The organism is Peptoclostridium sp. (assembly GCF_009881055.1).
Classification (GTDB): domain Bacteria; phylum Bacillota; class Clostridia; order Peptostreptococcales; family Peptostreptococcaceae; genus Peptoclostridium_A.
In genome coordinates this window covers 13,921-30,521 of sequence record NZ_WXFG01000005.1, presented here as the reverse complement: position 1 = coordinate 30,521, position 16,601 = coordinate 13,921, and the positions used below count along the sequence as shown (strand labels likewise).

Below are 16,601 nucleotides of genomic sequence, written 5' to 3'. Positions count from 1 at the left end.
CCGAGTGAAGAGGAGTGGTAAAGCGCCTCGGCACTCGGTTTTTAAATGTTATCTTTGTTCCTTGAGTATGTCCCTTATCTCACCAAGCAGAACCTCCTCTTTGCTTGGTTCAGGAGGAGCGGCAGGAGCTTCCTCCTGTTTCTTTTTCATTCTGGAGAGCATTTTTATGAACATGAAAATGGAGAACGCAATTATCAGGAAGTCAATAATGGACTGCATGAAAGCCCCGTACCGAAGCGCGAGCTCCGGGATATCCCCCTGTGCGGCCTTGAATACATACTTAAGATCTGCAAAATTAACGCCGCCTATTACGAGGCCCAAAAGTGGCATAAGCACATCATTCACAAAAGATGCAACTATCTTGCCGAAAGCGCCGCCTATAACAAAACCGACTGCAAGATCTATTACATTACCTCGGAGCGCAAAATCTTTGAATTCCTTGAGCATAAAAGCCACCTCCGAAAAATATATTGTATGAGATATTTCTACCCCGAAAAAATGTGAAGGCAACAAAATTGAAATTGAAATAGTTCCGAATGACTGCACCGGCAGTTTCAAATGCCCGCTTTGAGTGTATAAACTCTATAAGAAAACTGAAAGGAGGCTGGCAGGGTTTTGCTTGCCGGACATATGGCATGGAAAAGGCGAAAGGGAAAAACACCAGACGAAAATTTGCACCGCTGCTTATAGCAGCTATACTTTTGGCCATCACAGCATACATTTTTTTGCAGTGGAAGCCTCTCGAGGAGAGCCGGGCCATACAAAAGCCGGAGCCCACTAAGAAGGAAAAGCTGATGGCTAAGGCAAACAAGGACATCCAGCTGCCTGCGCAGAGCGGTAAAACCATAAACATACTGCTACTGGGGATTGACGACAGAGGCATGGAGTTCAAGGGAAGAACCGACTCCATAATGGTAGTCACGCTTGATTTCAAAAACAAAACCACGAGGCTTACTTCAATAATGAGGGATTTGTATGTAGACATACCCGGCAAGGGATATTCCAAAATAAATGCAGCCTATACATACGGCGGACCCGAGCTCCTGATGAGGGCACTCAAGTACAATTTCAACATAGACATAGGGCACTATGCGGTCATAGATTTTTACGGCTTCCAGAAGGTAGTAGACATGCTCGAGGGAGTCATAGTCGATGTCAAGCCGTATGAGGTGGACGAGCTCAACAACTACATCAAGCAGGGGCCGCAGAACTATCTGAGCGGACCAGGCGTGTATAATCTCAACGGAGACCAGACGCTTGCATACACGAGCATAAGATTTGTTGGAAACGGAGATTATGAGCGGACTGAGCGCCAAAGAAGGGTCATAGCCCTTATAATAGACAAGGTCAAAGGCTTGGGATTAAAGGACGGGGCGGAAATGGCAAAGCAGATTTACCCTTATTTAAGGAGCGACATAAGCATCGGGGACATGCTTGCATTCGGCTACAGCTACACGCAGGCGGAAGGCATGAAAATCGAAAGCCTGAGGCTTCCCGCCAACGGTGACTATGCCACAGGCAAGATAAACAAGCAGTGGGTAATGGTCCCAAGGCTCAAGGAGACGTCAGCCAAGTTTCACCAGTTCGCATATCCGGGAATGGACGCCTCGCAGGTGGCTGTTCCCGACAACAGCTCGGCCTTCAAGAAGCTGGGCACCAACTAAGACGGGGGGATGAACATGAGAAGACTTATAGTTACACTACTAGCCGTCATAGCCGTTGCTATTGCAGGATGCTCGACAAAAACGCCGGAGGATGTCGCGAAGGGCCTGATGCAGAGCTTTGAGAAGATGGTGGCAGCAGAGCATGATGAAAAGAGTGTGCTTGACTTTGCCAAGGAGAACATGAGCAAGCTTTCGCCTGTAAATGCCTCAAGAGTGATTGCGGAGCTTGAAAAAACACAAAAAGAGCTCGTAGAACAGAGAATTTCAGAGGCATTTGAAGGGGATCTGCAGCAGAGGCTCATAGAGCAGTCAGGAATGGCGGCCAAGATAGACAGCAAAGACCAGGTGCAGGACCAGGACCTAAAAGAATTCGTGGAGACAACGAGGCAAAGGGGCTACACACTTATATCGCTTGAAGGCAACTTCTATCCCTATATAGACTACAGCATGTACAAGGAGTATTCGAAGTATGTCACAGAAGACTGGAAATCGTATATAGAGATAATGAACGCCGAATACAGCGAATTTGCAATGGTGGACGGCCATGCTGCAATATCAATGGAGGAGTTTCTTGGAAGAATACTGGCAGCAGAAAAGTTCATGGAAGAATTCCCGGAGTCGCAGAAGGTGGCTGACATAAAAGAGCTGTATATGTTTTATATTGCGGCGTATCTGAACTGGGCCGTATTCGAGCAGCCGGGCAACACGCTCTCGCAGGAGGCCATGGATGGCTACAGGAAGGCGATAGCTATGGAGGAGGACAGCCGGTTCCTCGAGCTTTTCAAGCAGTACTATAAAGTGCTGGAGGCTGAGGGCTTTAAGCTGACACCTACGGTTCAAAACGAGATAAACAAGCTTACGCAGACGCTTAAGGAGCAATAGTAAAAGAAGATTTAGGGTATGAGATTAAAATATCTCAACAACTGACGGGGGTGGAGTATTTGAAAACTGTAAACATTGTAGGGGCGGGCGCCAGCGGCCTATTCGCAGCATATGAGCTGCACAAGCTCCTGGGCGACAAGCTGGAGATAAACGTGTTCGAGCAGGGACAGAGCATATACGACAGGAAGTGTCCTATACTCGAGGGCAAGACAAGAAACTGCATAAACTGCAAGCCATGCGCCATAATGAGCGGCTTTGGGGGAGCGGGTGCCTTTTCGGATGGCAAGTACAACATAACAACAGAGTACGGAGGCTGGCTCACAGACTATATAGACGACAAGGACGCGCTCAGCCTTATGGAATATGTGGACCAGGTCATACTTGAGACGTCCGATGAGGAGCTCGAGGAGGTCTACGAGCCAAAGAGCGGCTACAAGAAGGAGGCCCTAAAGCACGACCTTCACCTGCTTGAAGGCAGGGTCAGGCACCTTGGGACAGAGAAGAATCTTCGCATACTAAAGCATATGTACGAGCAGCTTAAGTCCAGCGGTGTAAAGTTCCACTTCAGGACGAGGATAAAAAATGTCAATGCATATGAGGATTCAAGGCACAGGTTCGAGCTTGAAAGCGACGAGGACATATTCAAGAGCGACTACCTGATAATAGCAGTCGGAAGAAGCGGCGCCGAGTGGTTTGCCAAGCAGTGCAGGGAGAACCTGGGGCTGCATCTTATAAACAACCAGGTGGACGTGGGTGTAAGGGTGGAGGTGCCCTCGCAGGTGCTTGAGGATATAACGAGCGAGATATATGAGGCGAAGATAAAGTACAGGACAAAGGCTTACGGCGACATAGTAAGGACCTTCTGCATGAATCCTAATGGCTACGTGGTTACCGAGAACACGGACGGCATAATAACTGTAAACGGGCACAGCTTTTCCGACAAGAGCCTAGGCAGCGAGAACACCAACTTTGCCCTGCTGGTAAGCAGCCGCTTTACAGAGCCCTTCGACGACCCATACGCATACGGCAAGCGGATAGCGTCGTTTTCAAATCTGCTTGGCGGAGGCGTGCTGGTGCAGCGCTTTGGGGATCTGATAGGAGGAAGAAGGACGAACCACCACAGGCTCACGCAGAGCTTCACAAGGCCTACGCTGGAAGCCACTCCGGGAGATCTCAGCCTGGTACTGCCAAAGAGGCAGCTGGATGATATAATAGAGATGATATTCCAGCTCGACAAGATGTTCCCCGGAATGGCAAACGAGGACACGCTCCTTTACGGCGTAGAGGTCAAATTCTACAGCTCAAGGCTCGAACTCAATGAAGACCTTGAGACGGAGATAGAGGGCATGTATGCCATAGGAGACGGAAGCGGCACTACAAGGTCGCTCTCTCAGGCGAGTGCAAGCGGAGTACACGTAGCCAGAGTAATAAGCTCAAAGGAGTGATAGCGTGATATATTTCAACACGGAAAACGACAAGATAGAAAGCATAATAAATTCCCTTCCAAAAGACACAGCCATAGGCGAGTTCTCGGGAAGGGACAGCGCAGCAGCTATAATAAAGGCAATGGAAAGGGACGACATAAACGACGTGCTTCCTGTGGCAAGCTTTGCCGGCACTGAATACGGCAATCTGGACGCCATAAGGGAAAATCATGCCCTGCTGGTTGAGCAGATAGACAGAATGTATGGCGGCAGGAAGAAGGTGCACGAACTCGTGGTATACAGCAATCCACAGCTGTGGAGCGTCATAAACGGCAGGTTCGCAACAATGCTGATTGAAAAATTCGGCTTCTACAATCCATGCATAGGCTGCCATGCGTATTTCCACATACTAAGGATTCCAATGGCTCTAAGGCTTGGCAGGAAGATAATAGCCGGAGAAAGGGAATACCACGACAACAGGATAAAGGTCAACCAGCTTCCAAGGAGCCTGGACACATACAAGAGGATAGTCGAGAGCTTCGGAGTGGAGCTTGTCGAGCCGCTAAGGAAGATATACGCAGGCAATGAAATATCTGAAATAATAGGCTGGGACTGGGCAGAAAGCTCAAAGCACCCGGAGTGCGTATATAGCGGAAACTACAACGATGCATCGGGCAAGGCGATATTCGATGAGGCGCAGCTTGACCGATTCCTTGAAGAGTACCTGTATCCCGTGTGCGCAAGACTTACAGAGGTGATAATAAAAGACGAGCATGCAGGCAAGAAGGAAATGATGAAAGCTGTAGAGGGCTTGCTATGAAGACTATAATACTGCTTCTGGACGGCGTAGGAGACAGAACCTTCGCCGAGCTCGGCGGCAAGACGCCGCTCGAGTACGCCAGGACTCCAAAGCTCGACGCCATCTGCAAGAGGGCCGAAACCGGGATAATGGTGCCCTGGAGACAGGGCGTGCCCCTTGGCACTGAGATGGCACACTTCATACTCTTTGGCTACAATCCAGACAAGTACCCGGGCAGGACAGTAATAGATGCCCAGGGTGAAGGCCTGATCATAGAAAAGGGCAGAGTCTACATGAGGACCTCCTGGGCGTGGACTGAGAAGCTGGATGGCGGTTTCATGCTGCGTGATCGGTTCACTCAGGAGCTTTCAAAGGACGAGGCCATGGAGCTTTCAAGGGCGCTTCCCAAGGAATTCGAAGGCTGCAGCTTCGAGTGGGTGTTTTCATACGACAGCCACGGCTTTTTGGTTGTGGAAGGAGAAGGCCTAAGCAGCATGATATCCGATGCAGATCCCTTCTACAAGGACCAGCATGTAATGAAGATAGAGCCTTTTGAAACAGACGATGAAAGGGCCGTGCGCACAGCCGGCATAATGAATAGATACCTTCTGGAGTGCTCAAGGAGACTCTACGCCCATGAGATAAACGCCAGGAGGATGGCGGCGGGCATGCAGCCTGCCAACTTCCTTATGATAAAATGGGCAGCTGAGCACAGCGTTTTGACGCCGTTTCACGTGCAAAACGGCATGAGAGGGGCCGTGCTCGGGCAGAGCAGGCTCATGAGAGGGCTTGCACAGCTGTTGGGCATGGACTACATAAAATACGACACGCTCGAGAACGCCATAGAAACTGCCATAGAGGGCGACTGGGACTTTGTGCACATGCACACCAAGGCTCCCGACGAGGCGGCGCACACCAAGAATCCGTTCAACAAGGTCAAGGCAATAGAGGACATAGACAATAGAATCGGAAAACTTGTCGAAGGACTTGAGGATACACTGCTCATAGTGACGGGCGACCACTCGACACCAAGTGGCGGAGCTCTAATACATTCGGGGGAGCCTGTTCCCATAATGTTCATAGGGGAAGGCCTTAGGGTGGATGATGTGGAAACCTTCGGAGAGAGGAGCTGCGCAAAGGGCAGCATAAGGATGAATGGCACAGACCTCATCCCTATGATACTCAACATGACAGACAGGGCTAAGCTCTGCCACCTGCGCTCCGGACCAAGGGACATACTCTACACACCTCAGCAGGTGAACAAGCTGGAAGCTGAATAAGCAAAAAGACAAGGGGACGGTTCTCTTGTCTTTTTGTATGTCTGGTTATAGATGAATCCAAAGGAATAATTGGCCTTTAAATTTCATTTTGTGATTTCCAATTGGCTTATCCATTCTGAAATCTGTGATTTCGAGAACTCGCTTCGCTCAGACACTCAAAATCACGACGATTTCATTCATGCATTTTGCCAGGAAATCATTCAAAACTCATTAAATCAGGCCTGCTTGATTCCATTTGGATTCTTGCTCAGATATAATCAAACAAATTTCGGCGCTAGACAGTGTAAATTCGATATAAGACCGGCTTTTTCAGCGGATTTGCGCTGCATCAAGCATACAAATTGTACAAAAGACTTTGCTAATGCAGGGCGGGGGGGATAGGACGAAATACCATTGAAAAACATTATATAGAAATGGCATATGATAAGAATATTCGATTATACGTGGGATTTCATCTCTGATACAATTTAATATTGTAAAGTATGTAAAAAATATGTTAAGAGATGAAAGGGGAATTTGGATGAAGAGATTTTGGAGTCTTATAGTAGCTTCAATGATGATTCTTTCACTGGCGCTTACAGGATGTTCTCAGCAGCCGGCGGAGGAAGCGTCAAAGGATGAGTTCAAGTCGCAAATATTCTTCAAGGGCTCGTCTACGCTTGCACCTGTTGTATCCCAGATAGCTACCGATTTTATTGACGCTAACGAGACCTGGAACAAGGTTAGTGCTGATTTTCCTGAAAAGAGCATAGACCTCTTCGTATCAGCGGGAGGCTCGAGTGCCGGCGTTAAGTCTGTAATAGACGGTACAAGCGATTTTGGAATGGTTTCAAGGGAAGTAAAGGACGAGGAGAAAGAGCAGATAAAGGACTACAAGGAATTCAGACTCGGTCTTGACGTACTTACAATATCGGTAAACCCTGAAAACCCTATACTTGATGTAAAAAAGAACCTCACTACAGAAGAGGTTATGAAGATATTCTCAGGTGAGTATAAGTACTGGGATGAGGTTGCACCAGGACTTCCTCACAACGAGATAGTTGTAGTTACAAGAGACATAGGCGGCGGTGCTCACCAGGTTTTCCAGGACAAGGTCATGGGAGATGCTCAGGTTAAAGCCGAGGCTATACAGGAGCCTTCAATGGGAGCACTCGTTACTAAGATAATGGAGAACAAGGATGCGATAGGCTATGCATCTTACGGTCTTGTGAATCAAAATGCAGGAAAGATAACGCCTCTTGAAGTTGATGGCGTGGCACCTGTAAAGGAAAACATAATAAGCGGAGCATACAAGATATCAAGACCCCTTATAGTAATAAAAAGCGGGGAACTTCTGCCTCAGGAGCGGATTTTCGTAGACCTTATGCTTTCTGAGGAAGGCATGAAAACCGTTGAAAAGATGGGTTTTGTCCCTGCAAAGTAGTAAAATAAAATACGTGAGTCCAGAACAAAATCCAGAAGGTTTATCTTCTGGATTTTCTTGTCGACTCTACATGAAAGGGGAGTATATGAAAAGGGATAAGGTTTTTGAGTTTATAATAAAGGCGTTCACGCTTGTTTCGGTTGCTATACTTGGCTTCATAATATTCTTTATAGGGGCTGAGAGCCTCCCGGCCTTCAGGCATTCGGGAGTGGCTGGATTTTTTACAAATGAAAGGTGGCACCCCATGGGGACGGATCCCGTGCTTTCGATACTGCCTATGGTGTTTGCCACTGTATACGTTTCATTTCTCGCGGTTGTAATAGCGCTTCCGATAGGTGTCGGTACGGCAGTATTCCTGTCGTGCGTTGCGGGGGAAGCGGCAAGGAGGCTGCTAAAGCCGTTCATTGATCTCATGGCGGGATTGCCTTCTGTTGTATTTGGCTTCATGGGGCTCATGGTGGTCGTTGGATATTTTGAGAGACACTTTTCAATGTCGTCCGGAGAGAGTGCGCTTGCGGGCGGAATGGTGCTTGCGATAATGATTTTGCCGTACATTATATCAACATGCGACACAACAATGGTTGGCATAATGAAGTCGTACAAGACCTCGTCTGACAGCCTTGGAGTTTCTAAATGGCACATGGTAAGGTATCTTGTGCTGCCGGCAGCGAGCAGAAGCGTGCTTGCAGGCGCGGTGCTTGCGCTTGCAAGGGGCATGGGCGAGACGATGGCTGTAATGATGGTCATAGGCAACAGCCCGATATTTCCAAGGCTGCTTGGAAAATGCGAGACAATACCGGCTCTAATAGCGCTCGAGATGGGTGGTGCGCCTGTCGGCAGCCTGCACTATCATGCGCTCTTTGCGGCGGGTTTCATACTGATAATTATGAGGTTCGCAGTCAGTATGCTGGTGTCGCACATAAAAAAAGGTGCAGACTTATAACGTTATGGGAGAATCCAAATGGACAAAAAAAGCAAATACAATAGATTTCTGATATGGAGCGTGCTCAGCGCGGCGCTCACATTTGCTGTAGCATTTTTCATATTAGGCTATATACTCCTAAAAGGGGGCGGGATGGTAAGTACAGAGTTTCTACTGGATTCGCCAAAGGGCTTTCCTCTGGGCTCAAGCGGAGGCATATACCCCGCCATAATAGGCAGCTTGGCATTTACAGGAGTTGCCTGTGCAGTAGCATCTCTACTTGCAATTTCAACGGCAGTATACCTCAAGTTTTACTGCGGCAGCAGAAGGCTCTACAGCATAGTAAGGCTGGTCATAGAATCTACTGCCGGGATGCCTTCAATAGTTCTTGGACTTTTCGGCTACACACTCTTTGTTCTCAAGATGGGTTTTGGCGTGTCGGTTCTCTCTGGAGGACTTGTACTTGGCATAATGATTTTTCCCTTTATTGAGGTTAGGGTTGAAAAAAGGCTGGGCGAGATTGAGCAGGATATGCTGCTGTCATCGTATGCGCTTGGCGTTTCAAGGTACTATACCATAAAAAGGCTTGTGCTGCGCAAGGCGCTTCCAGACATTATCAGCGCTGTGGCGCTTGCAGGAGGCTTTGCAATGGGAGCCACAGCGCCAATAATATTTACAGGTGCGGTAATATACGCAAAGGCTCCGGAAAGCATTATGTCTCCGGCCATGGCGCTTTCTTACCATCTTTATGTGCTCATTGGAGAAGGAGCTCCTACAGAATACGTATATGGAACGGCTACTGTGCTCATGCTTTTGATACTTGCGATAAACGGAGCGGCGATGCTCTTTGGAAAAGTGAACAGAGGAGAATGACATGGATAGAATAATGCAAATAAAAGGAATGTGCGCAACTTATGCGAGCAAAATCGTTCTAAGTGACATAAACGTCGACATATACAAAAACTCAATCACAGCATTAATAGGCCCTTCTGGCTGCGGCAAGACCACGTTCATAAAGAGTCTCAACCTTCTTGTCGAGGACGAGAAGGACGGCTCCGTAAAGGGCAGCATACTGCTTGAGGGCAAGGATGCAAGGAACATTCCGAGAGAAAAGCTAAGAAGCAAGCTGGGCATGGTTTTTCAAAATCCGGCGCCGTTTCCCCTAAGCATAAAGGATAACATGACTTATGCTCCAAGGTACCACGGCATAAGGGACAAGGAGCGTCTTGGCCAGATTGCAAGGGAAAAGCTCCAGGTTGCTGGCCTATACGACGAGGTGTCGCACTGCCTGGACATGCCGGCAAGGAAGCTGTCAGGAGGACAGCAGCAGAGGCTTTGCATAGCAAGAGCGCTCACTGTTGAGCCTTCAGTGCTCCTGCTCGACGAGCCCTGCTCGGCCCTTGACATCCAGAACACGGCCAAGATAGAAGCCATGCTAAAAGAGCTTTCAAGAGACTACGCAATAGTAATAGTAACCCACAACCTTGCGCAGGCAAGAAGGATAGCCGACTACACGATGTTCATGATGTCAGGCGAGCTTGTTGAATTTGGAAGGACCTCGGAGGTGTTTTCAAATCCGAAGGACGAGAGGACAAGGCAGTATATCGAAGGGATTTTTGGGTAGATGTGTTAGCGCAATCCGGTGAAATAATTGGCCTTTAAAACACACCAGCCAGAGGTGGCTATTATCGATGAAAAAGCCGGTCTTATGTCTCGTTTTGGAGGTTGCAAAGGCTAGCATATTTCAAAGCTCTGGAATTTTGAGAACTCGCTGCGCTCAAACACTCAAAATTCTGCGACTTTGTACACATGCATCGCCTGCAACCTCATCAAAACGAGCCTCAAAAAGACCTGGCTTTTTTTCATCGGTTTTGCGCCCTGTAAAGTAAAGCTCATTAAATTAAGGCTGATTTATTCCGTTTGGATTCAGCGATATGAATATGAATTGATGAACTCTGCTTTTACTTGAATAAAAAGGTGCGCAAAATCATTAGAGTTATTAATAATAAAACACTGTACAATAAAATATTCGAATAATAGTCCGAAACATGAGAGAAAACCTGTATTATATATTTTGAAGTCGAGGCACTAGTATATATAATTAGGGCTAAGACGAAAGATAAAAATAAGGAAGGAGTACGTTATGGGAAAAATACTGATTGAGTTCATAAACACCTGCGCTTGATGTGACAAATATGGAGCTTTCGTAGAAAGCTTGGCAAAGCAGCATGAAGACAAGCTGGAGCTGGTCATTTACAGGGCTGGGAAGGATTTTGGATACATAAAAAAATACGGTATGGTCACAAAGAGCATGATAGTAATAGGTGAAAAGAAGAAAATTCAGAACCTGTCTGAAAAAAGCATAACTGAGGCCATTGAAGAGGCCGTGAAAGGATAGATAAACATGTTAGGATTTATTGAAAGAATGGTACTTGCAGGCTTTAACATATTAAACAGCGCATCGGCCTGGCTTGTTTTCAGCTTCATACTGGCAGGGGTGCTTCATGACATAATGTCGCCCGACAAGTTCCAGAGGATGCTGGGAAACAAGAAGCTGTCTTCGCTTCTAAAGAGCACGATATCAGGAATGCTCCTTCCTATATGCAGCTGCGGCGTAATACCTCTTGGGATAAGCCTATACTACTCAGGTGCGTATCTTGGACCTGTGCTTGCTTTTATGACAGCAACGCCTATAATCAACCCGATAGCAGTTATACTCTGCTATGGCCTCCTGGGTCCGGAGATAACCATAATATACGTAATAGCGGGCTTTACAGTGCCTATGCTGATAGGCATTATAGGCAATATGTTCGCAGGTCCTGAGCTTGTGGCTCCAGGAGTGGAGGAGAATATACAGGCCAGGATGCTTGAGCTGGAGGAGGGCACAAGGCCGGTTCTTGCCGAAAGAATAAAATCGGGACTCAACTGGGCAATAAACGACCTTGCGCTTGCGGTAAGCAAGTATGTGATACCGGGAATGCTGTTCGCCGGCTTTCTGCTTACGGCAGTTCCTCAGGATTACATACAAAGCTTCCTTGGCAATCCCAACATGTTGTCGCTTGGAAGCATAGCTGTTCTTGCTACAATAATGTATGTGTGTGCAGTTGGCCACATACCATTTATAGCCGCGCTTATTGCAAGCGGCGCAGCGCCAGGAGTGGGCATAACATTTCTGATGGCGGGAGCCGCCACGAATTTCCCCGAGCTCATAAGCATGCTTAACCTCATGGGAAAAAGGACGGCAATCATATACAGCACAGTAATAACGCTTACGGCGCTTGCATTCGGGTATGTTGCCAATCTGCTGCTCATGCCGGGCTTTGAGCCTGCGATGAACTTTGACAGGACATCCAATTCGATAAAGGCGGCAAACACGCTGCTCATAGATTTTCCAAAGCCTGTAGAGTATATGTGCTCATTCATAATATTTGTTTTTTTTATTCGCGCAGTTATGCCAGGAATAAAGACTGCCATGGCGTCAATATCGAAAAAAGCGGCGTAAGGAGGGAGCAGAAAAATGATAAGAAAAATTTCATGCATCATGGCAATTATGATGGTCATAGCAGGATTAAGTGGTTGCAGCAGCAAACCAGCGAGTGAAAACAAAACAGCAGACCTTGGAGTCTCAGCAGACAACCAGCTGCTTGCATATTTCAAGACCCAGCATCCTGACAGAGAGCCCGTAAAATGCGCATACGACGATATAACAAACGATGGCGGCAAGGATTTGATAGTTATATTCGATAACGAAAAGGGCAAAAAGCAAATGTGTGCAGTCATCGCAAAAGAAAATGAAAAGCACCAGTTGACAGAACCCATACCAGCGCCAGCGGAGAACCAGAAAATTCAATTCAAGGACATAGACGAAAAGGACGAGCTTGAGTTCATAGTGTCAGGCTCCAAAAACGGAAGCGTAGGCTATGCAATATACAGAATTGTAGACAACCAGATAATAAACCTGTTCGGAGAAGGCATGGAAGACTGCTGTGATTAACATGGGATTCCTAAAAAAAGCCGTGTTAATGGTAGCCTTAGCAATTGCAGTCTTCACGTTCATGCCAAAGGAGAGTCTCAGCAGCAATGTCAGAGTAGGAGCATCCACTGAAAGCTCTGGGCTGCTTCTAGACTACATCTCGAGCAGCACAGAAGCCGCGGGCAAGGTAGAAGGCCGCGAGCTGGAAGCATATATAATAGGCGACTGCTGAAGCGCATCGGCTCAATGGGCATTGAGCTCGGATGTGATGGACATGGCATTTCTGTGTCCCGACGCTGCCAGGGAGTTTGTAAAAACTAACAGGGAATTTGAAATAATAGGCGATGTAATGCAAAACACAAGCATGTTCGTATTCAAAGACAGGGAAAATCCAGGCATAACGGGAGTGCCACAGAACAGACCGCATCTGGACAACATAGTGCTTGAGAACCTTGGCAAGAACGCGCAAATGAAAAAATTGATGGGTACGGCCCTGCCGTATGCGCTTGAAAACGGACAGGTAGACTCGGTACTTGCCGACTTCACAAGCGGATTTTTTCTCGCGGGACAAAAAGAAAGCGCGGCCATCAAAGCCGACCACATAACCTGCGTGCTTGTAGTAAACAAGGAATTCAAAAAAAGCGAAGGCTTCCGCGAATTCATAAAACTCTACAACCATTGCGCCAAAGAACTCTCAGACACAAACGTCCTGGCAAAGCAGCTGGAAAAATACAAGGACATGGAGTTTTCGCCCGCAGACAGACACACACTCGGAGAATTGCGGGTTAAGTTCCTGCAGCTTGACTAATAAAAAAGACCTGGCTTTGTTTCATCGGATTTACGCTGCGCTTATCTGGATTATCGCGGCGATTGAATACAAGAAAAACAGGCAAGGTCTTATTGGAGTCTGCTTTTGCAGATTTCCCGGCAAAATGCGATGCTGCGGCAGCAGAATTTTGAGTGTCTGAGCGCAGCGAGTTCTCAAAATTCAAGAGCTGCAGTGAGCATGAGCTGCACGGAAATCCAAAAGCGGAGTCTAAGACCGACTGTTTCTTGTATTCGAGCATAAGCCAAATGGAAATCACAAAACGAAATTTAAAGGCCAATTATTCCTTGGATTAGCTTTTCACGCGAGCCAGAAGAATTTTATTTCGTCTTTTTTCAAAACAAAAAGGGATGCCCTCGGGCATCCCTTCATTTTTTATCCTTACTTCATCTTCTCCGCAACCATATTAACCATATCAACAACCCTTACAGAATAGCCCCACTCATTGTCATACCATGCAGCAAGCTTAACCATGTTGCCGCCCATAACCTTAGTAAGAAGAGAGTCAACTATAGAAGAGTGCTCGTCACCAACATAGTCTACAGACACAAGCGGCTCGTCACTGAAGCCAAGTATGCCCTTTAGATAAGTTTCAGAAGCCTCTTTAAGAGCTGCATTCACCTCTTCAGCAGTAGCGTTCTTTTCAAGCTCGCAAACAAGGTCAGTTATAGAGCCAGTTGGCACTGGAACTCTTAGCGCATAGCCGTCAAGCTTGCCCTTGAGGTTTGGAAGCACAAGGCCAACAGCCTTAGCCGCGCCGGTAGTAGTAGGTATTATAGACTCAGCAGCAGCCCTTGCCCTTCTAAGATCCTTGTGGCTCTTGTCAAGTATTCTCTGGTCGTTAGTATACGCGTGAACAGTAGTCATGAAGCCTCTAACTATTCCGAATTTCTCGTCAAGCACCTTCGCAACTGGAGCAAGGCAGTTTGTAGTACAAGAAGCGTTAGATATTATATTGTGGACTGCGTGGTCGTACATATCGTCGTTCACGCCCATAACCATAGTTATATCTTCTCCGTCCTTAGCAGGCGCTGTAAGTATTACTTTCTTGGCTCCGGCAGTTATGTGTCCTTCAAGCTGGTCTCTTTTTACGAAAACACCAGTAGACTCCACAACTATGTCAACTCCAAGGTCCTTCCAAGGAATGTCCTTAGGCTCTTTAGCCTGGATTACCTTTATCTCTTTGCCGTTTATTATTAGAGCGTTCTCGGCAGTTTTCACATCGTCCTTTGCTCTTCCAAAGCAAGAGTCATATTTGTAAAGATGCGCAAGAGTAGCCACGTCAGCCCTGGCGTTTAGAGCAACAACCTCGATATCGCCTGCAAGCTTAGTCTGGGCTATTCTTAGGAAAAGCCTTCCGATCCTTCCAAATCCGTTAATACCAACTTTTATTGCCATAAAAAACCCCCCTCTATGTAATTGAGTTACAAAATCAATGTGACATACTTTATATAAAATATTACATATTATTTATACATTTACTACGTCGGTTTGTCAAGGTTAGCGGGACTATAAAATTTCCGTATAAATTTGCCGTCAACTATAAATATACCCCAACAGTTACGAACTAAGCAGGCTATGTTGCAGCATGCATACAGAAGTTTTCGAAAAACGCAACATCCTTAAAAGGGTCCCTGACCGGGCTGTTATTTAAAAAACACAGGGATATATGTTTAAAGCTGCTTTTAAGAAGGTATATACTTATTATCTTTTTTAAACGGCGTATGCCGGCCAAAGAACAGGTGACAGACAGAGGGGGGCCAACATTGGAGAACACGGTGAGAATAACAGAGGACGAAATAAAGGAAATAGCGAGTCTGCTGACAGGACTCAGGCTTACAAAGCCGAGCGCTTTTATGTTCAATGACATAAGGACTATAAACAGCTTTTACATAAAAGCCACAGGCAGAGATCTTTTTTCAGAGGACAATATATCCAATCTCGAGAGAGCTTTGGAATATAAACATATATAGATTACAAAAGTAAAGAATATCCCGAATCAGCGCCTCATAGAAATATGCTGATCCGGGATTTTTGATTTTTTGAATGCTATGCTAAGGCTATTCTATTACTATTACGGAAGTCTGACCAATCTTTACCCAGTCATACAGAAACTTCGCGTGTGACGTATAGTTCCTGACGCACTTGTGGGATCTGGGGACTGTTCCCAGAGTATATAGGGTCTCCTTCTGGCCCGGATCGACAAGCTGGCCGTTTTTCTTTATATAGTCCACCGGCACGCCGTGCACATAGGCCCCACCGGAGAAGCGTATGGCATAAGGTGCGTAGCCGGCAATCTCTTTAGTTATATCGTCAAGATACAGGAATTTGGACTTTCTTTCAATCGCCATGAAATAGCCGAGCGGAGTTTCAAACCTGTACTTGTCCTGCGCTCCGGTGGTTGCAAACGTATAGGAAATCATCTGCCATGAGCTGCCTGTCCATTCGAATACTGCCTCATTCTGGTTCTTTCTGTCGACTACTATAACCTGGCCCAGAGAAGAAGGAGCATTTTTTGTGTATACGTACTTCTTGGGTACAAGGTAGCTGCCTGGACGTTCAAGTGACTCAACCTTGTAGTATGAATCCTGTTCGCCGACTATCCTAAGGAGCTTGCCGTCGTCAAAGTAAATAAGCTCTGACTTGTTGCCGAGGCTCGCGTATGCCGGGGCGCTCTGGTCTCGGAGTGTGCCGTATTTGTCGCTTGTGGAACCCTTATAAAGAGGAGGAAGACCGTTCCTGTTCTTGTAGTTGTTAACATAGCCCATCTTTCCGCTGGATATCTGAGTGCGCAGATTTTCAAGCGAGGATGCCATCTTGTCGAACTGGAAACCTCGTTTTTCGACAAGAGAAGAGAACATGTAGCCAGACCGTATTGTCCCATTTTGATACCAGAACACCTTGTACCATTTGCTGGAGTTGTACTTGGAGAGAAACTCTCCTGTCACAGCCTCTGTCACATTGACTTTCTCAAAATACCCGGCTGTCCTTACCACTTTCGAGCCTGTATTAGGAGCTTCCCTTATATTGACAGAACCCTTGGAAAGCAGCACATAGTCATAGGCGGGTAGGTATTTGTCGTATTTGAGATTAAGGGCTATCGAAGCTGGAAGCACAGTGTTGTATGTCTCAATGACATTGCTGGCAGGAGCCACGGCTGCAGGCTCAGAAGGCTGCTGCTGAATCTCCTGCTGGGCAGGTACCTCCTCCTGAGGCACGAGCGTATCAGCTTCTCCCTGAACGGCCAGTTTCTCGTCTTCGGAAATATCCTGAGCGTTCACGTTCTCCTCAAGAGTATAATTCGCCACATCCGCCGTATCCATGACCCCCTGCGTCATCAAGGAATTCAACTGCGCTGCAGTAGCCGAGGCAGTAATAGATGTCACATCGGGATTGGTAGAAATGGGC

The 16,601-nt window shown here is 47.0% G+C and carries 17 protein-coding genes; 14 read left to right on the top strand and 3 right to left on the bottom strand.

The window, feature by feature from the left end; all coding sequences use genetic code 11:
- Positions 1 to 48: 48 nt before the first annotated feature.
- The gene (mscL, locus tag GT589_RS00855) at positions 49 to 447 is read right to left on the bottom strand and encodes a large-conductance mechanosensitive channel protein MscL (RefSeq protein WP_293394544.1); all 399 of its coding nucleotides are present in this window, start codon (positions 445 to 447) and stop codon (positions 49 to 51) included.
- Positions 448 to 635: 188 nt separating this feature from the next.
- On the opposite strand from mscL, the gene GT589_RS00850 reads away from it, so the two are divergent.
- The 13 genes from GT589_RS00850 (at position 636) to saoB (ending at position 13,175) form a co-directional block, all read left to right on the top strand.
- A complete protein-coding gene (locus GT589_RS00850; RefSeq protein ID WP_293394541.1) occupies positions 636 to 1,664 on the top strand; it encodes an LCP family protein in 1,029 nt (342 codons plus the stop codon).
- Between the two features lie 15 nt (positions 1,665 to 1,679).
- Positions 1,680 to 2,546, top strand: a complete 867-nt coding sequence (locus GT589_RS00845) for a hypothetical protein (RefSeq protein ID WP_293394538.1) — start codon at positions 1,680 to 1,682, stop codon at positions 2,544 to 2,546.
- Between the two features lie 59 nt (positions 2,547 to 2,605).
- Positions 2,606 to 3,991, top strand: a complete 1,386-nt coding sequence (locus GT589_RS00840) for an NAD(P)/FAD-dependent oxidoreductase (RefSeq protein ID WP_293394535.1) — start codon at positions 2,606 to 2,608, stop codon at positions 3,989 to 3,991.
- Positions 3,992 to 3,995: 4 nt separating this feature from the next.
- A complete protein-coding gene (locus GT589_RS00835) occupies positions 3,996 to 4,790 on the top strand; it encodes a hypothetical protein (RefSeq protein WP_293394532.1) in 795 nt (264 codons plus the stop codon).
- On the top strand, positions 4,787 to 6,049 hold the full coding sequence (locus GT589_RS00830) for an alkaline phosphatase family protein (RefSeq protein ID WP_293394529.1): 1,263 nt from the start codon (positions 4,787 to 4,789) through the stop codon (positions 6,047 to 6,049). Before GT589_RS00835 ends, GT589_RS00830 begins: the two co-directional genes overlap by 4 nt.
- Before the next feature lie 520 nt (positions 6,050 to 6,569).
- Positions 6,570 to 7,472 (top strand): phosphate ABC transporter substrate-binding protein, encoded by a 903-nt coding sequence (locus GT589_RS00825; RefSeq protein ID WP_293394526.1) that lies wholly within the window; start codon positions 6,570 to 6,572, stop codon positions 7,470 to 7,472.
- A gap of 85 nt (positions 7,473 to 7,557) precedes the next feature.
- Positions 7,558 to 8,415, top strand: coding sequence for a phosphate ABC transporter permease subunit PstC (gene pstC, locus GT589_RS00820; protein WP_293394523.1), 858 nt, complete (start codon positions 7,558 to 7,560; stop codon positions 8,413 to 8,415).
- 18 nt (positions 8,416 to 8,433) lie between these two features.
- Positions 8,434 to 9,267, top strand: a complete 834-nt coding sequence (locus tag GT589_RS00815) for a PstA family ABC transporter permease (protein ID WP_293394520.1) — start codon at positions 8,434 to 8,436, stop codon at positions 9,265 to 9,267.
- 1 nt (position 9,268) lies between these two features.
- A complete protein-coding gene (locus tag GT589_RS00810) occupies positions 9,269 to 10,018 on the top strand; it encodes a phosphate ABC transporter ATP-binding protein (protein ID WP_293394517.1) in 750 nt (249 codons plus the stop codon).
- 519 nt (positions 10,019 to 10,537) lie between these two features.
- Positions 10,538 to 10,792 (top strand): thioredoxin-like (seleno)protein SaoT, encoded by a 255-nt coding sequence (gene saoT, locus GT589_RS00805; protein ID WP_293394515.1) that lies wholly within the window; start codon positions 10,538 to 10,540, stop codon positions 10,790 to 10,792.
- A 6-nt stretch (positions 10,793 to 10,798) separates the two neighbouring features.
- Positions 10,799 to 11,896: an efflux transporter SaoE gene (gene saoE, locus GT589_RS00800; protein ID WP_293394512.1), complete on the top strand. Its 1,098-nt coding sequence runs from the start codon at positions 10,799 to 10,801 to the stop codon at positions 11,894 to 11,896.
- Between the two features lie 15 nt (positions 11,897 to 11,911).
- Positions 11,912 to 12,388 (top strand): Cys-Cys-COOH (seleno)protein SaoC, encoded by a 477-nt coding sequence (saoC, locus tag GT589_RS00795; RefSeq protein ID WP_293394509.1) that lies wholly within the window; start codon positions 11,912 to 11,914, stop codon positions 12,386 to 12,388.
- 1 nt (position 12,389) lies between these two features.
- A complete protein-coding gene (gene saoB, locus GT589_RS00790) occupies positions 12,390 to 13,175 on the top strand; it encodes an ABC transporter substrate-binding (seleno)protein SaoB (RefSeq protein WP_442952072.1) in 786 nt (261 codons plus the stop codon).
- A 399-nt stretch (positions 13,176 to 13,574) separates the two neighbouring features.
- Here saoB and gap read toward each other — a convergent pair whose 3' ends face one another.
- Entirely contained in the window at positions 13,575 to 14,591 is a 1,017-nt protein-coding gene (gene gap, locus GT589_RS00785; protein WP_293394503.1) for a type I glyceraldehyde-3-phosphate dehydrogenase, read from the bottom strand.
- A 326-nt stretch (positions 14,592 to 14,917) separates the two neighbouring features.
- Here gap and GT589_RS00780 point away from each other — a divergent pair, with 326 nt between their 5' ends.
- Positions 14,918 to 15,166, top strand: coding sequence for a hypothetical protein (locus GT589_RS00780; protein ID WP_293394501.1), 249 nt, complete (start codon positions 14,918 to 14,920; stop codon positions 15,164 to 15,166).
- Positions 15,167 to 15,253: 87 nt separating this feature from the next.
- Here the strand turns inward: GT589_RS00780 and GT589_RS00775 are convergent, their stop codons facing one another.
- Positions 15,254 to 16,579, bottom strand: a complete 1,326-nt coding sequence (locus tag GT589_RS00775; RefSeq protein WP_293394498.1) for a L,D-transpeptidase family protein — start codon at positions 16,577 to 16,579, stop codon at positions 15,254 to 15,256.
- Between the last annotated feature and the right edge of the window lie 22 nt (positions 16,580 to 16,601).

Coding starts and splice junctions, on each gene's coding strand:
- pstC (WP_293394523.1), top strand. CDS start 7,558: ATGAAAAGGGATAAGGTTTTTGAGTTTATAATAAAGGCGTTCACGCTT.
- mscL (WP_293394544.1), bottom strand. CDS start 447: ATGCTCAAGGAATTCAAAGATTTTGCGCTCCGAGGTAATGTAATAGAT.
- GT589_RS00810 (WP_293394517.1), top strand. CDS start 9,269: ATGGATAGAATAATGCAAATAAAAGGAATGTGCGCAACTTATGCGAGC.
- GT589_RS00780 (WP_293394501.1), top strand. CDS start 14,918: ATGCCGGCCAAAGAACAGGTGACAGACAGAGGGGGGCCAACATTGGAG.
- GT589_RS00830 (WP_293394529.1), top strand. CDS start 4,787: ATGAAGACTATAATACTGCTTCTGGACGGCGTAGGAGACAGAACCTTC.
- gap (WP_293394503.1), bottom strand. CDS start 14,591: ATGGCAATAAAAGTTGGTATTAACGGATTTGGAAGGATCGGAAGGCTT.
- saoE (WP_293394512.1), top strand. CDS start 10,799: ATGTTAGGATTTATTGAAAGAATGGTACTTGCAGGCTTTAACATATTA.
- saoC (WP_293394509.1), top strand. CDS start 11,912: ATGATAAGAAAAATTTCATGCATCATGGCAATTATGATGGTCATAGCA.
- GT589_RS00845 (WP_293394538.1), top strand. CDS start 1,680: ATGAGAAGACTTATAGTTACACTACTAGCCGTCATAGCCGTTGCTATT.
- GT589_RS00850 (WP_293394541.1), top strand. CDS start 636: ATGGAAAAGGCGAAAGGGAAAAACACCAGACGAAAATTTGCACCGCTG.
- GT589_RS00825 (WP_293394526.1), top strand. CDS start 6,570: ATGAAGAGATTTTGGAGTCTTATAGTAGCTTCAATGATGATTCTTTCA.
- GT589_RS00815 (WP_293394520.1), top strand. CDS start 8,434: ATGGACAAAAAAAGCAAATACAATAGATTTCTGATATGGAGCGTGCTC.